Origin of the sequence: Paraburkholderia metrosideri (assembly GCF_904848625.1) — a bacterium.
Classification (GTDB): Bacteria; Pseudomonadota; Gammaproteobacteria; order Burkholderiales; family Burkholderiaceae; genus Paraburkholderia; species Paraburkholderia metrosideri.
On sequence record NZ_CAJHCP010000009.1, the window covers coordinates 312,260 to 327,494 of the forward strand.

12 protein-coding genes are annotated in these 15,235 nt (G+C 59.3%); 9 read left to right on the forward strand and 3 right to left on the reverse strand.

The annotated features are described in order from the left end of the window. Positions 1-53: 53 nt before the first annotated feature. Positions 54-749 (reverse strand): alpha/beta fold hydrolase, encoded by a 696-nt coding sequence (locus LMG28727_RS21880; protein WP_201644387.1) that lies wholly within the window; start codon positions 747-749, stop codon positions 54-56. A gap of 168 nt (positions 750-917) precedes the next feature. Here LMG28727_RS21880 and LMG28727_RS21885 point away from each other — a divergent pair, with 168 nt between their 5' ends. Then, a complete protein-coding gene (locus LMG28727_RS21885; RefSeq protein ID WP_201644388.1) occupies positions 918-1,550 on the forward strand; it encodes a CGNR zinc finger domain-containing protein in 633 nt (210 codons plus the stop codon). A gap of 102 nt (positions 1,551-1,652) precedes the next feature. Here the strand turns inward: LMG28727_RS21885 and LMG28727_RS21890 are convergent, their stop codons facing one another. Then, the gene (locus LMG28727_RS21890; RefSeq protein WP_201644389.1) at positions 1,653-2,624 is read right to left on the reverse strand and encodes a LysR family transcriptional regulator; all 972 of its coding nucleotides are present in this window, start codon (positions 2,622-2,624) and stop codon (positions 1,653-1,655) included. A 297-nt stretch (positions 2,625-2,921) separates the two neighbouring features. Here LMG28727_RS21890 and LMG28727_RS21895 point away from each other — a divergent pair, with 297 nt between their 5' ends. Together LMG28727_RS21895 and LMG28727_RS21900 are read left to right on the forward strand one after the other, a co-directional pair. Continuing rightward, positions 2,922-4,259 carry an MFS transporter gene (locus LMG28727_RS21895; RefSeq protein WP_201644390.1) on the forward strand — a complete coding sequence of 446 codons (1,338 nt, stop codon included), beginning with the start codon at positions 2,922-2,924 and terminating at the stop codon, positions 4,257-4,259. A 131-nt stretch (positions 4,260-4,390) separates the two neighbouring features. Further along, complete coding sequence (locus LMG28727_RS21900) at positions 4,391-5,956, forward strand: UxaA family hydrolase (RefSeq protein ID WP_201644391.1); 1,566 nt, start codon at positions 4,391-4,393, stop codon at positions 5,954-5,956. Here LMG28727_RS21900 and LMG28727_RS21905 read toward each other — a convergent pair. Then, complete coding sequence (locus LMG28727_RS21905) at positions 5,854-6,552, reverse strand: DDE-type integrase/transposase/recombinase (RefSeq protein ID WP_201644392.1); 699 nt, start codon at positions 6,550-6,552, stop codon at positions 5,854-5,856. The genes LMG28727_RS21900 and LMG28727_RS21905 overlap by 103 nt on opposite strands. Positions 6,553-6,846: 294 nt before the next feature. On the opposite strand from LMG28727_RS21905, the gene tssF reads away from it, so the two are divergent. From tssF to LMG28727_RS21935, 6 genes are all read left to right on the forward strand, one after another. After that, positions 6,847-8,748 (forward strand): type VI secretion system baseplate subunit TssF, encoded by a 1,902-nt coding sequence (tssF, locus tag LMG28727_RS21910; RefSeq protein ID WP_201644393.1) that lies wholly within the window; start codon positions 6,847-6,849, stop codon positions 8,746-8,748. A gap of 71 nt (positions 8,749-8,819) precedes the next feature. Then, on the forward strand, positions 8,820-11,342 hold the full coding sequence (locus LMG28727_RS21915; protein WP_201644394.1) for a type VI secretion system Vgr family protein: 2,523 nt from the start codon (positions 8,820-8,822) through the stop codon (positions 11,340-11,342). Positions 11,343-11,358: 16 nt separating this feature from the next. Continuing rightward, positions 11,359-11,994: a DUF3304 domain-containing protein gene (locus tag LMG28727_RS21920; RefSeq protein ID WP_201644395.1), complete on the forward strand. Its 636-nt coding sequence runs from the start codon at positions 11,359-11,361 to the stop codon at positions 11,992-11,994. Next, entirely contained in the window at positions 11,994-12,305 is a 312-nt protein-coding gene (locus tag LMG28727_RS21925; RefSeq protein WP_201644396.1) for a DUF2345 domain-containing protein, read from the forward strand. The genes LMG28727_RS21920 and LMG28727_RS21925 overlap by 1 nt, the downstream gene beginning before the upstream one ends. Positions 12,306-12,321: 16 nt before the next feature. Further along, positions 12,322-12,957, forward strand: a complete 636-nt coding sequence (locus LMG28727_RS21930) for a DUF3304 domain-containing protein (RefSeq protein ID WP_201644397.1) — start codon at positions 12,322-12,324, stop codon at positions 12,955-12,957. Further along, positions 12,957-15,215 carry a T6SS phospholipase effector Tle1-like catalytic domain-containing protein gene (locus tag LMG28727_RS21935; protein ID WP_201644398.1) on the forward strand — a complete coding sequence of 753 codons (2,259 nt, stop codon included), beginning with the start codon at positions 12,957-12,959 and terminating at the stop codon, positions 15,213-15,215. The genes LMG28727_RS21930 and LMG28727_RS21935 overlap by 1 nt, the downstream gene beginning before the upstream one ends. Positions 15,216-15,235: the final 20 nt, after the last annotated feature.

The following is a 15,235-nucleotide window of genomic DNA, read 5'->3' on the forward strand; positions in this document are numbered from 1 at the left end:
CGATATTTGGCATCGCAGGTCGCCTGCAACCGTTGGATAACTCGCGATTGTCGTTAGCGAGCGGATACTGACCGGAGCGCTTCGACGATGACCTCGGTCACCGCGTCGGGCGCAGTCACGATTGGCGTGTGATCGACTTCGAGCGATCGCACGTGAGCTTTCATCCGGCTTGCCGTGAAGCGCTGGGTATCGGGATCAATCATCCGGTCCTGCGCAGCGACCAGGAACCAGCTTGGACGGTCTTGCCAGAGCGGCCGCCCAACCGCCTCGCCGATGCATGACACCGAAATCGGACGCTGTACGGCAGAGAGAACAGCCAGTTCATCTGGGGTTGCGTGTTGCGCAAATGCCCGTGCAAAAGCGTCTTGCGGCAGCCATATCCAGCCGTGCCGATCGGGTGCTAGCTGCGGCGCCTGAGGATGCGTCGTGCCGCGATAGAACACGTCGCCGACCGTCTCTCCTTCAGCGGGCGCGAGCGCCGCGACATACACCAACGCCTCGACATTGGGTGACCGGGTCGAGCCGATTACCGCACCCGCATAGGCATGGCCCACCAGCACGACCGGACCTTCGATCCGTTCGAGCACCCGGTCGAGCGCGGCCACGTCGTCATTCAACGACGTGAGCGGCAGCGGCGCCGCAATCGCCCGCACGTTGAGTTGGCTCAGACGATCGATCACCTTGCTCCAACTCGATCCGTCCGCCCACGCGCCGTGCACCAGCACTACATTCACATTGCCAAACGACATATCCCGCTCCTTCGAAAGTTGTGGATACAGCCCGTGACAAAGGTCGACCTTCTCGTCAAGTAACCTCTTTAATTGGTTTTTAGAGGTTAGCTACGCTTGATGTAACTTGTCAAGGACAATTTAAGCGGTTACGATTCCCCCGTCGTCATTGAAGATTCGTCACAAAAAATGGACTACCGTCAAATTCCTGCGATCTTTGTTGCGGATGCGCCGGGCCTCGATTTCCTGAACTCGATTGCCACGCCGGTGGCCGAGGAAATCGACTGGCTCGAAAATGGAGAGGGTCTGCTGGCCTGGCTGCAGCAGGCCGGCATGGTGGCCGCCGTTGCGCTAACGGCGGTGCGCGCGCAGTCGTCTCCTGCTGAGCTGGACGCGGTTGCTGCGCAGGCTCGCGCGCTACGGGACTGGTTCAGGGAATTCGTGCAGAAGCGGAAAGGCCGGCCGCTAGCCGCAAAGGATTTGAATGAACTCGCGCCGCTGAATCAGTTGCTCGAGCGCGACGACCAATATGCGGAAATTGTCGCCAGCGTGACGGACGGCGAGGCGATTTTTGAATTGCGGACGAAGCGGCGGTGGAAGTCGGCGGAATCATTGCTGATTCCTATTGCCGAGGCGCTGGCGAGACTCGTATGTGACGAGGATTTCACGCAGGTAAAGGCATGCGAGGGGCCGCGCTGCACGTTGATGTTTGCCGATCACACGCGGGGACACGCGCGCCGATGGTGCAGCATGGCGATTTGTGGAAATCGCGCGAAGGTAGCGGCTCATCGCAAGCGGGCGAGGGAACAGCACAGTAGCTGATCTGGCGCATCTTCACGATGGCAACAGAGGCGGGCGCGAGCAAGGTCTTGCGACGCGCATCGGGAGGGTGCAGCTCCGGCCTCGCGGACGCGGAGCCAGGGTTCAGCGCATCGGCGCCGTGTCCTGATCTCGCACACCCCCGGCGACCGACCGCAAAATGGTGATGAACTCCCGCATTGGCTGCGACATCACCTCGTCCTTGCGCGTGACGATACCGTAGCTCGTCATGGACCGATTAAGGGCAATCGGCAGCCGCCCCAAGATGCCTTTGTTCACATATTTTTCGACAGCGGCACGCGGCTGCAGCGAGATCATGTCGGTCGCCTGCAACAGTTCAAGTGTTGAAAAGATCGACGGCGTTTCCACCATGCCGATCGGCGCAGGCATGCCCGCGCTCGCAAACGTCTCGTCGAATAATTGCCGGATAGCCGTCGCTGGCGGATAGAGAATCCACTGCCACGTACCGAGGTCGGCCAACTCGAGTCTCGGTCGCTCCCGCAATGGATGATGCTGTCCGACAACCACCCAGACCGGTTCCCCAGAAAGAACCTCGAAGTCGAACAGTACTTGATGGCGTGGTTCCGTCAGCCGGCCAACCATGATGTCCAGCCGTCTCTCTTCGAGCCAGATCGCCAGTTGGTCGCTGCTCTGCTCAAGCAGTTTGATGACCAGTTGCGGCCTCTGCTGGCGGATCTCCTTGATGCCCGCAATCACCACCTGAGCAGCCGAAGCCGAGATAGCGCCCACGGTGAGATGACCATAGCCGCCATCTCTCAAAGTACTGAACTCACTCAGGAATTTGCCCAGACCGGCAACCGCTTCGCTCGCATAGCGCACGGAGACGAGGCCGAGATCAGTAGGTCGCATCTCCCGTGGAAGCCGTTCGAATAACCGGGCACCGAACATCGTTTCGATATCGCTCAGGATCTTTGTCGCAGCCGGCTGGGTGATGTGCATCTGTTCGGCCGCGATGCGCAGGTTGTGAGTGCGTCCAAGGGCATCGAGCAGTTGAAGGTGCCGCAAGCGCAGCGTTGCCAGGACGCTCGACATATGCAGTGAAATCTGTCTCGACATGGGGTAAACGCGCGCGTACTCATAACCAGATGGAATCGACTTTACCAAATAATGGATTGGATGTTTATCGGTTGGCTGCTTAAAGTGGGCTACCTGACGCATCAATGGGCGAGTTGGCTGCAAGCCATCCAGGCCCTGACTAAAGACCATTGGACGGGTCAGCCGCGGCGACTGCATCGAGTGATGACAAACCGGAGCGGGGCCTGCTGGGCACTGCGTCGGGCTGATCACAGCACGAACCGCAAAAGACTGCGCTAACAGACCGGTGTACCCGGCTTCCCCACGGAGACAGACGAGATGCAGATTCAACAGCGTGCACAAGAATCGTTGGACAGTGCCGTACGCAAGGCACGCGTGCGGCTCGCGCCGTTCCTCGCGCTGATGTTCGCGCTATCGATGCTCGACCGTTCGAACGTCGGATTCGTCAAACAGGCGCTGCAGGCCGACGCGAACATCGGTAACGCGGCGTTCGCGCTCGGCGCCGGGATTTTCTTCATCGGATATGCGGTGTTCGAGATTCCGAGCAATCTGATGCTGCATCGGGTCGGTGCAAAAATCTGGCTGAGCCGGATCATGATCACGTGGGGACTGGCGTCGGCGGCCATGATGTTGGTGCACGACGAGACTTCGTTCTATGTGCTCCGCTTTATTCTCGGCGTGGCCGAAGCGGGCTTTTCGCCCGGGGTCATCCTCTATTGCACGTACTGGTTCCCTGCGCGCGAACGCGGCAAGACGCTAGGCATCTACTATTTTGGATTGCCGATGGCGCTCGTGCTCGGCAGTCCGCTGTCGGGCTATTTGATGGAAGTCATGGGTGGCCGGCTCGGCCTGCACAACTGGCAATGGATGTTCCTGATCGAAGGTCTCGCCGCTTCGATTGTCGGCGTCATTGCGTTCTTCTATCTGGTCAGCAAGCCGCGTCAGGCAAAGTGGCTGACGGCAGCCGAAAAAGACGCCCTGGAAGGCGCGATTGCAGCGGAAGATCGTCACAAGGTTGCGCACGGGCCGGCTACGGCGCTCACCGCGTTGGGCGACTGGAACGTGCTTCGCTTCGTTGCGATTTACTTCGCCATTCAGGTCAGCGTGTACGGCGTCATCTTCTATCTGCCGACCCGGATTTCGGAACTGACTGGTAACGCGATTGGCGCAAAGGTCGGTTTGCTGACTGCCATACCCTGGTTCTGCGCCCTCATCGCGCTGCGCTTTATCACCGGTTACGCGGACTCAAAGGGCAAGCATCGGCAGCTTGCCATCGCGATGCTGGCGATGGCCGCTGCAGGGATCGCACTGTCAACTCTCGGTCATCACATTGGACCGGTGCTGGTCGCGTTCTGCATCGCGACGGTCGGTTTCGTCGTCGTTCAACCGCTCTTCTGGACCTTGCCGACGGCTTACCTGAGCGGCACTGCCGCGGCGAGCGGGATTGCAATGATCGGTGCGCTCGGCAATCTGGGTGGCTTCATTGCGCCGACGCTGAAGACCGCAATGGAAACGCTTTTTCATAGCCAACGTGCGGGCATGTTCGCCCTGGCGTTTGCCGGTGTCGTCGGTGTGCTTCTGCTTTTAACCATCGGCTTGCGTTCACGCGGCGCGGTTGAGGCGACGATAGGCGCGGCCAAAGCGACGCCTCGCTAAATACTTGTGAGCACGCTGCTTGCGATTCAACCGGACATACACATGACCTTTCTCGACCATCCCCATCGCCGGCTTGACTGCGCTCCGACGAGTGCGGCAGTGCGCGCGGCCAACATTGTGGAGGCTACCCCGTGACGTTTAAGACTGAAGACACCGTTGCCGAAACGTCGGGCTCCCTTGACCCCGTCGTACAACTGCACCCGGATGACGACGTCGTCATCGCGCGGCACCAGCTGGTCGCAGGGATGCGCATTGGCAACGAACTCGCCGTGCGCGGCCTGGTCCCGGCAGGTCACAAGCTTGCGGTCCGCGTGATCGAAACGGGCAGGGCAGTACGACGTTATGGGCAGATCATCGGCTTTGCGACGCGCACCATCGAAGCCGGCGAGCATGTCCATACGCATAACCTCTCGATGGGCAACTTCGATCGCGACTATGCTTTCGGCGTAGATGCGAAACCCACGCCGCCGGCCGCGCAGGCGGCCCAATTCATGGGTATTGTCCGCGCCGACGGACGTGTCGCGACGCGCAACTACATCGGCATCCTGACATCGGTTAACTGCTCGGCGACTGCCGCTCGCGCCATCGCCGATTACTTTCGTCGTGATACCCACCCGCATGCGCTGGCGGACTACCCGAACGTCGACGGCGTCATTGCGCTGACGCACAGTCAGGGCTGCGCAATTGATTCCGAAGGCGAAGCGCTGGAAATGATCCGGCGCACTCTCGGTGGTTACGCACGGCATCCCAATTTCGCTGCGGTACTGATTGTCGGCCTGGGCTGCGAAACCAATCAGATCAGCGGGCTTCTGCAGAGTCAAGGTCTGACGCCCGGTGCGGCGTTGAAGACGATGACCATTCAGGCGACCGGCGGCACGGCCCGCACGGTGGCGGCTGGCATCGAACAGATCAAGGCCATGCTCACGGAAGCGAATAACGTACGACGCGAGCCGGTCGATGCAAAACATCTGGTGATCGGTTTGCAATGCGGTGGTTCAGATGGCTACTCAGGCATCACGGCAAATCCGGCACTCGGCGCGGCGGTCGATCGGCTGGTCGCGCACGGTGGTACGGCGATTCTTTCCGAAACGCCCGAGGTTTATGGTGCCGAGCATCTGTTGACGCGCCGGGCCGTGTCTCGTGAGATTGGCGCAAAGCTCATCGAGCGGATTCACTGGTGGGAGGCCTATTGCGCGCGCATGAATGCCGATCTGAACAACAATCCATCGGCAGGAAACAAGGCTGGCGGGCTGACAACAATTCTTGAGAAGTCGCTCGGTGCCATCGCGAAAGGTGGCACAACGAATCTCGTTGACGTGTACCGATATGCCGAGTTGGTTCGCGAACACGGGCTCGTTTTCATGGATACACCCGGCTACGATCCGGTTTCGGCGACAGGTCAGGTGGCGGGTGGGGCAAACTTGATCTGCTTTACGACGGGTCGCGGCTCCGCTTATGGTTGCGCGCCATCGCCGTCGTTAAAACTGGGAACGAATACCGCTTTGTGGCAACGCCAGGAAGAGGACATTGATCTGAATTGCGGGTCGATTCTCGACGGCGCACGAACAGTCGACGATCTTGGTGAAGAGATCTTTCAGCTTATCCTTGCGACCGCATCAGGCCAGGCGTCGAAAAGTGAGATCCATGGATACGGCCAGAATGAATTCGTACCGTGGCAGATTGGAGCCGTTACGTAGGGTGTGGGGTGTGCTTCACGGGCTTGAGCGTCAAGTCTGACCCGGACATACGCGTGGAGATCGTCGTGGCTGACGCGATGATCTCTGCGCGGCGTCGCGGGCAGCGTCATGGAACCATACTGGAGCGGCATCCCTTTGCCGTTTCGATTGGCGAAGACGGCTGCGGTGCAAATTGACGATCGGAATGTCGTTTCCGCAGGCAGAAGCTGGTGCACCTTCATTTCGCGCACTGCGCGGTGAGACGCAGGGTAGTCGTCCTGCGGACTGTCATCCGGCACGAGTCCTTGATTCCCGATCGCTATCTTGAAGAAGGTCTTGGCCGCAACGACGTCGCACGTGACGCTGAGCCGGAAGTCGACCGTCTTTCCTGCATGGTCAACTGCACTGTAAAAAACATAGACACATTTGCCACAGACCTCCACATACGTCTCGTCGGCTCTCCATGAACGATCAGTGGATTTCGCAAATCGGTCCCGGCGCTTGAAGAACGCAGGCGTGAAGCGTTTGACCCAGCCGATGATCGTAGTGTGCGCCAGCGACAATTGGCGTCCGGCCATTATTTCAACGAGGTCTCGAAGGCAGAGCGTGTTACGCATATACAGGACGACAACTTCGCGTCCACGTGACGATCGTTGAACAGCCTGTCGATGTCTACCAGTTGACTCATAGCGCTGCTCGCGCTCGTCCAAACCCGAGCTTAGCCGGCCAGCGACTCCGATTTGCACCAGAGCTTGGGTCTCAAACGCTCAGTTTTGACAAAGCTTGTTACTTTGTCCGCGCCACCCGTGCTAATTTGACCCTTCCCTATTTAAGGGTGAAGCAATGCGGGTCACCTGGAATCCAGACGGTGTATTCGCAAAGCCAGATTGCATTGCACTGGAACGCCGGACATGGACCCGCAATTACTCGATTACTACAGCCAGGAGTTGCTCTACATGCGTGGGCTCGCCGCCGAGTTCGCGCGGGCACATCCTAAAATTGCGCGGCGTCTGGGCATGCAGGCGGGTGAAATCGAAGACGCCTACGTCAGTCGACTTGTCGAGTCGGCATCGCTCGTCAATGCGCGAATGCAGCGCAAACTCGCCGATGAGTTTCCACAGCTTTTCCAGCCGCTACTGGCGTGTGCCTATCCTGATTATCTTTCGCCGACGCCCGCCATTGGCGTAGCCCGCTTCTACCCCGGTGGCAAGGCCGGTGATCTCACGGAAGGCTACCTGGTCACACGCGGCACCGCGGCCGATAGCAATCTTTCCGAAGGCGAAAAAACGGCCTGCCAGTTCCGGACGTCCCAGGACGTGACGCTGTATCCGCTAACCGTTTCAGCCGGACGGCTGAGCGGCGTACCACCCGATATCCACGGTCTGGACCGCCATGTGCCGCCTCATCGCCGGGTACGTGGTTCGCTGCGCCTGCGTCTGCGTACCACGGAAGACATCCCGTTCTCGCGTTTGCAGGGGCTCGACCGGCTGCCACTGTATCTGGCTGGCGATGAGAAAATCGCCTCGCACCTGCACGAACTCATTCACACGACAGCGATTGCCTCGGTTGTCGGTGAACCTGGGCGCTTTGGCGAGTCCGGCTATGACTTTCATGTCGTTACATCGAACGCCGTCATTCAGGAGGGGCTCGGCGCTGACGAGTCGGTTCTGCCGCTTGTATCAAAACAGTTTCTGGGACACAACCAGGTCCACGAATATTTCGCCTGCCCGAGCCGCTTCTACTTCTTCACACTGACCGGTCTGCAGGCGGGTCTGAAGCGTATCGACGGCTGCGAGGCCGAGATTGTCGTGCTGCTCGACAAGCCCACCGCTGAACTTGCCGATCACGTGAACGCCTTCACGTTTGCGCCTTTCTGCACGCCCGTGGTCAACCTGTTTCCGATGCGCACCGACAGCGTAAAAATTGCTCCCGACGCACACGAGATCCTGCTCACTCCCGTCGAAAAATTTCCCCTCAATTATGAGGTCTATACAGTCGATGCCGCGCTCGGCCAGGTGAATGAGGAATCCGAGCCGCTGACGTTCCATCCGCTGGATACGGCATTTGTCAATGATGAGGGCGCGGAAGGGCGCTATTTCACGCTACGCCGCGAACAGCACCAGTCATTGGTAAAGAGTCGCCAGTACACCACCCACAGGCCGTACGTCGCGACCTCGACATTCCTGTCGCTCACAGGACCGGATCGCGAGCCATACGACGGTGGCGACGGAGAAGCGATCCGTTTCCTGTCGCTGGAGGTGTGGCTGACCAACCGCGAACTGCCGTCACTGCTGCGCTGTGACGGCGTGCGCGACCTGAGGTTGCGCCAGTCCGCACCGATCACTTCCATTGGCTTTGTGCGTGCGCCTGCTCCTTCCCGTCCGCCGCTTGCGCAGGACCTCAATGCCTGGCACCTGCTGGCCCAGCTCGATCTGGATCTCTCCGTCTTTGACGATGAAATCGATGAGCCCCATCCCGGCGAAGGCCTGCGCATGATCTTGCAACTGTATTCCGATAACGGCACACGGGCGCTTCGCCGGCAGGTCGACAGTCTCGTGGGCGCACGGCTCACGCCAGTGAACCGCATTGTGGCCGGCCAGCAACCGCCGATGGCACGCGTCATGGAGTGTGACCTGACATTCGATGAAAGCGGCTTCGACGGTGTGAGTCCCTATGCCCTTGGGCTGGTGCTCGAGCGCTATCTGGCGCGACATGGTTCGACGCTTTCGTTCACGTCTACCGTGCTGCGCTCGACGCAGCGCGGCCGCATCGCCGCGTGGCCGCCACGGTCCGGCACGCGCAGCGTGATCTGAGCGACAGAACTAGGTCCGGTCTTCAGCACGGCATGGCCGTGTCATCTTTGGTTTTGTGAGGGAGAGAGCCGATGTACAACCCGCTTCAGAGCCGGGCACTGCAGGTGTCGTCCGATGCGTTGCCCACCTGGGGCGGCCAGCAGGTGCTTATCGCTCAGCGCGTGAGTGGTACTGAGGCACTCGGCAAGCTCTACGAATACAGCGTGGAACTCGCAACGCTGGATTCACCGACCTGCGGCCTGTGGCAGGCGCAAGGCGCTATCAACCCCGAGCAGCTGATCGGCACGCCGCTCACCATTTCGATTGAATTCGAAGGGAAGGGCAGTTTTATTGCAGGACTCGCGGGCAACGCGGGTGCAGCGAACCTGGGCGCAGGTACGCGAACCATTACCGGCCTGATCACCGAAATTCGCAGCGCGGGGTGTGACGACCGGCGCGCGTATTACCGCTTTACAGTCAGGCCGTGGCTCTGGATTGCCACGCAGAATCGTGAAAGCCGGACCTACCAGAACATGGACGTGGTGCAGGTCACGGAAACCCTGCTCAAGGGCGGAAATTATCCCTACCCATGCGAGTTCCGGCTCGGCGCGCTGGGCCTGAAGAACGGTGTGTATCCGAAGCGCGACTACATCCGGCAGTTCTGGCAGAGCGACTACGATTTTCTGACGCAGATATGGCGCGAGTGGGGCATCTACTTCCTGTTCGACGGCCTCACGCTGGTGCTGTGCGACTCGCCGGGGTCGCACAAGCAACATCACAACATGTACGACACCATCCGCTATCACGCTCCTGATGGCAAACGCATTGACGAGGAGCATATCCACCGGTTCAAGCTCTCGAGAAAGATCACTGCTGGCGACGTCACGCTCAACGATTACGACTACACACGCTCGCGTGGCCGGTTTGACGTGACGCAGTCGAAGTTCAGCAAGTCCACGTTCGACAATGTGGAACAGTATCAGTGGGGCGATTACTCGCAGCCGCTCGCGGGCGCGATGGGACTCACAGGCGACCCCAACGATTACGAGACGGAAGGCGATTACCTCGCACGCGTTCGGGTGTATTCGTTGCGTAGCAAGAAGCTGAGGGTTCACGGCAGGGGCAACCTGCGCGGCCTGAGCACGGGCAAGACCTTCTGGCTTGAAGGGCATCCGCAGCAGGAAGCGAACGCGGAATACCTGGTGGTTTCGACCTCGCTGGACATTCACAATCCGGACGAGGTCAGCCAGACCACGGGCGGCGAGGCACAGTACAAATGCGTGACGGACTTTGTGCTGCAGCCAGCGAATTCGTTTTTCAAGAACCGGCCAACGGAGAAGCCGCGCGCGTATCCCGAGACGGCGGTGGTGGTGGGGGCCGCGAACCAGCCGGTGTGGCTCGATGGCTACGCGCGCATCAAGATCCAGTTCGTGTGGGACCGGCTTGGCAGCAGTGACGAGAATTCAAGCTGCTGGGTGCGGGTGTCGTTGCCCTGGCATGGCGGTCCGCACAGTTTCATCGCGATCCCGCGGATTGGGGATGAGCTGACCATTGGTTATCACGAGGGCGATCCGGACAAACCGTATGTGGCGGCGAGCAAGGTCAACCAGTTCAACCAGCCGCCGTTCGAGTTGCCGAAGAACCAGGCGCTCACGGGGCTGGTGAGCAACGGCCTCGACGGGCGCGGCAACAACTTCGTGATCACGGACGATACCCCTGGACAGTTACAGGTTCAGGTGGCGAGCGACCAGGCCAGTTCACGTCTTGTGCTGGGGTACAACACGCGGGTTGATTACCGGACGGGTCGACAGAGTGCTCGGGGGTTGGGTTGGGAACTGGCGACGGACGCGTGGGGCGTGCTGCGGGCGAATCAGGGCATGCTGGTGACGACCGAGTCTGGTGGCGCATCCGACGCGGCCAAGGCCATGAGCGAGACAGTTGACCGGCTTGGCAAAGCGCAACAGTTGCATGATGCGCTGACGAAGATCGCGCAACAGAACGAAGCACAGGACGCTCAGGGTCACCAGTCCGATATCGTGGACACGATCGCGTCGCAAAACGAACAGATTCGCGGGGCCGGCATGAACCGTGACAACCCGTTTCCGGAACTGCCCGAGCCGCACCTTGTGATTGATGGTAAGGCGGGTGTCGAGATCACCACGCCAGCAACTGTCCATGTGGCGTCACAGCAGCTAGCTGTCACGACAGAAGGTCATATCGGCATTGCCAGTGGTCGGAGTTTCTTTGCGACCGTGCGTGACACCATTCGCCTCTTTACGCAGACCTCGCCTATCCAGCTCGTGACGGCCGCAGGTGACATCGTCCTGAATGCGTTGACGAAGTCCATCGTTGCTCGGGCGCAGAAGCAGATCCTGCTGGAAAGCGAAGAGATCCTGCTGCGTGCGAAGACATTCCGCGTCGAGTTCAGCGGCGGCTTCCTGAACATGGACTCGAGTGGCATCGTCAGCGGCACGACGGGCAAGTTCATAGCCTACGCGGCAAGTCATGCGCTGCCCGGTCCGAAAGACCAGATGGTCGATCTTTCGCCGAAAAAGGTTTGCATTGAGTGTCTACTCAAGGCAGCCAGGAGCGGCACCGCGTTGATTCCTCGCTGAACTGGAGAACAGAAGAATGAAATTGCAGCCTGGGTCATATCGCCTGCGTCATTTCAAAAGCACGCTGCTCGCCGGCGTGCTGGTCTCATGCGTCGCGGCTTGCACCCATGCGCAGACGCAGGCCTTCGTACCCGTGATCGTGCCACATCGGATTCCGCTGGATTCGATCAGCGTCAAGGCGTTGAACTATACGCCGTGGTACATCCACGAGTTCGAAATTGAAGGGCCTGAGGGATTAGGTATTCACGGCGGAGGGCCGAATATCTGGCCCGCGGAGGAAGACGGTCAGCCATCTGGAGGTGGAGCTGAAACCTGTTGTTTGACCTATCCGTCAACGTGGCGGCCGGATCTGCAACTGACGGTACGGTGGCTTGCTTACAAGGACGTCAAGAAGCTGGGGGCGAAGGCGCCCGGCTACTGGTACAAGGCGGACAATGTTCGCATTGCGCAGTATGGTGAAGAGACCGGCGGGGCATGGATGATTTTTCTTCCCGGGGATCGTGTTCGCCTCATGATTACGGACGGCAATCACGATGGTGGTAACAATCCGAATAACCGTCCGGCTGACGACGACCCGTTGATTGTGAAAGGCGTCTTGGATGACGAATGGAACGAGCGGTTTCCGAACGGCGTTGCACGAGGAATTAAATAATGGGCGTGATCCAGCTCGTGGCGGGCGCAGGCGAGATTGTCCTGAATGCGTTGACGAAGTCCATCGTTGCGCGGGCGCAGAAGCAGATCCTACTGCGTGCGAAGACATTTCGCGTCGAGGTCGGCGGCGGCTTCCTGAACATGGACTCGAGTGGCATCGTCAGCGGCACGACGGGCAAGTTCATAGCCTACGCGGCAAGTCATGCGCTGCCCGGTCCGAAAGACCAGATGGTCGATCTTTCGCCGAAAAAGGTTTGCATTGAGTGTCTACTCAAGGCAGCCAGGAGCGGCACCGCGTTGATTCCTCGCTGAACTGGAGAACAGAAGAATGAAATTGCAGCCTGGGTCATATCGCCTGCGTCATTTCAAAAGCACGCTGCTCGCCGGCGTGCTGGTCTCATGCGTCGCGGCTTGCACCCATGCGCAGACGCAGGCCTTCGTACCCGTGATCGTGCCACATCGGATTCCGCTGGATTCGATCAGCGTCAAGGCGTTGAACTATACGCCGTGGTACATCCACGAGTTCGAAATTGAAGGGCCTGAGGGATTAGGTATTCACGGCGGAGGGCCGAATATCTGGCCCGCGGAGGAAGACGGTCAGCCATCTGGAGGTGGAGCTGAAACCTGTTGTTTGACCTATCCGTCAACGTGGCGGCCGGATCTGCAGCTGACGGTACGGTGGCTTGCTTACAAGGACGTCAAGAAGCTGGGGGCGAAGGCGCCCGGCTACTGGTACAAGGCGGACAACGTTCGCATTGCGCAGTATGGCGAAACAAACTACAGCGCATGGATGATCTTCCTGCCCGGGGACCGGGTGCGCCTCATGATTACGGACGGCAATCACGATGGTGGTAACAATCCGAATAACCGTCCGGCTGACGACGACCCGTTGATTGTGAAAGGCGTCCTGGATGACGAATGGAACGAGCGGTTTCCGAACGGTGTTGCACGAGGAATTAAATAATGGGCGTGAAATGGCCTGATCCAATGCCAGAGGAGGGGCGGCTCGCACAAAGCAGCAAGGCATACGCAACCGGGTTAATGCTTGTGACCGACCCTTGTATGTCTTGTCCACAGACGCTGAATATTTCCCTGTTTTTTGATGGTACGAACAACAACGACGATAATGCCATCGGCCATTGGCGGGACTCAAAAATCAATGCCCATACAAACGTTGCGCGGTTGTTCAACGCGGCGATCGACAAGCAGGGAGACGGGGTTTTCAAGGTGTACATACCGGGGGTCGGTACGCCGTTCAGCAAGATTGGCGAGGATTTCTACAGTCAGGACGGCAAGGCGATCGCGAAAGGATTTGATCCTCGCTGCGTCTGGGCCTACACCCGTTTGCTCAATGCGGTATATCTGGCGATCGTAACTGACAAAACTCAGGTTTTAATTCATGACGCGCCCGAAGCCAAACAGTTGTGCGACGCAGGCGGTCCCGTTGCCGCTTTCAAGCGTTATCTCGACCAGTTGGGTGCGGCACACAAGCAGGCGGTTGACGAGGCGCGCCAGCCGCAGACTGTCAAGAAGATCTGGATTAATGTAATCGGCTTCTCACGCGGCGCAGCGGGAGCTCGTGCATTCGTGCACAAACTGGTGAACGAATGGGCCCCGGGTGGCAAGCTCGGCGACCAGGCCGGAAAGTATGCGCTACATTACGAGGTCAATTTCATGGGGCTGTTCGACACTGTCGCCTCGGTGAACCTGCCAGACTCAACCCGGCCCGTACTGAATTTGGCACGCTTCACCGGCCATTCCGAATGGAGTCCGAAGGGTACTAAAGGAATGACCTTTGCCGCCAAGGGGGCGATGAACATTCCGCCGCAGGTTCGCTTCTGCTATCACGCGTTTTCGATCCACGAGCAGCGTATGAGCTTTCCGCTCGATTCGATCAGGATGGGGAGCAGTTATCCTGCCGGCCACCGGGTTGAGATTGCCTACCCGGGGGTCCATTCGGATGTGGGGGGCGGTTACCGCCCTGGTGAGCAAGGTAAGGCGTGCGACGACAGGGGCGTGGGCATTGACTCGCGCAAGCTAAGTCAGATTGCACTGCACGACATGTATATCGCAGCGCTCGAGTGTGGTGTACCGCTTGTTTCAGGTGCCGCGATCGATAACACGCCGCGTGTTTCCAATGACTTCGCGATCGCCCCGGAAACCATCAGAGCCTTCAACACCTGGCTGAGAGCTGCGGATCCGATCAGTACCCTTGAAGATGCGATGAAGTTCGGCATGGGCCAGATGCTCAACTGGCGGACCATGCGCGCAACACCCGGAGGCGACTATGTAACCGAGCGCCTCTTTTACCAGTTCGCCAAAGAAGATGCCATGACGCCTTACCAGGTTGACGGCGCGGTAGAAAAGGCGAAGCAAACCGATCCGGTCTACCAGGCATTGAATCAGCAACTCGCGCATGCGAATCAGCAGCGCGAGGCGATTAACGGCCCCAATTCGGCCTCCAATCTCGCGGGCCTTAACGATATCAACGATCAAATCAATTCTATCAAGGCCACGCAGAAACTCCGGATCGAGGCGCTATCAGGTGAGGTAGCTCATCCCGGAGCGAAATCCGATGATCGCCCGAACACCGGGCGCCCGGGCGAACTGCCCCGCGACATCGGTACGAACGACAAGACTGATCTGCGGCAGGGGGCGGAAGAGATGCGGCTGCTGCTGAGCTATCTTTACCCCGCGCAGCGCGAGCGCTGGGCGGCGGGGCCGCCGCCTGCACTTCCGACCAGCGTGTTTCCTTCAGGTCGCGATTCGGCTCCGTCAGATCCATCGTTGAGCCTGCCACGCGTTGCGCACGACAAGCCGTCCGAATCACCGTGGATGACGATGGTCGATGTGAGCGCCATTGCGGGACACGCCATCAGATCGGTGTTAGCGCAGAAATTCGACGCGGAGGATGACGTAGTCTCAAAGCCGGTTCGCGATGCGACGTGGTTCCTGCTGGATCACACGTCGGATACGGCTGTTAAGAATTTGAAGAGGCTGCCAGAAGGGGTCATCACGCTGTACGACGACTATATTCACGACAGCCGCTGCTGGTTCCGGCTGCCCTGGTTTCACGAATATGCACCCGGCGGTTACTTCTGGCCACGTGTCGTGTTTACCGGCAACGATGACCGGACAGCGTGGCTCGTCGATCCGATGAAGGTTGCAGTCGAACTCAATCAGGGAACGGTCATTGGAATCCCTGAATCGGAGCTTGCATGACTGCGCCAAGACATAATCCG

Coding starts and splice junctions, on each gene's coding strand:
- LMG28727_RS21880 (WP_201644387.1), bottom strand. CDS start 749: ATGTCGTTTGGCAATGTGAATGTAGTGCTGGTGCACGGCGCGTGGGCG.
- LMG28727_RS21885 (WP_201644388.1), top strand. CDS start 918: ATGGACTACCGTCAAATTCCTGCGATCTTTGTTGCGGATGCGCCGGGC.
- LMG28727_RS21890 (WP_201644389.1), bottom strand. CDS start 2,624: ATGTCGAGACAGATTTCACTGCATATGTCGAGCGTCCTGGCAACGCTG.
- LMG28727_RS21895 (WP_201644390.1), top strand. CDS start 2,922: ATGCAGATTCAACAGCGTGCACAAGAATCGTTGGACAGTGCCGTACGC.
- LMG28727_RS21905 (WP_201644392.1), bottom strand. CDS start 6,552: ATGCGTAACACGCTCTGCCTTCGAGACCTCGTTGAAATAATGGCCGGA.
- tssF (WP_201644393.1), top strand. CDS start 6,847: ATGGACCCGCAATTACTCGATTACTACAGCCAGGAGTTGCTCTACATG.
- LMG28727_RS21915 (WP_201644394.1), top strand. CDS start 8,820: ATGTACAACCCGCTTCAGAGCCGGGCACTGCAGGTGTCGTCCGATGCG.
- LMG28727_RS21920 (WP_201644395.1), top strand. CDS start 11,359: ATGAAATTGCAGCCTGGGTCATATCGCCTGCGTCATTTCAAAAGCACG.
- LMG28727_RS21925 (WP_201644396.1), top strand. CDS start 11,994: ATGGGCGTGATCCAGCTCGTGGCGGGCGCAGGCGAGATTGTCCTGAAT.
- LMG28727_RS21930 (WP_201644397.1), top strand. CDS start 12,322: ATGAAATTGCAGCCTGGGTCATATCGCCTGCGTCATTTCAAAAGCACG.
- LMG28727_RS21935 (WP_201644398.1), top strand. CDS start 12,957: ATGGGCGTGAAATGGCCTGATCCAATGCCAGAGGAGGGGCGGCTCGCA.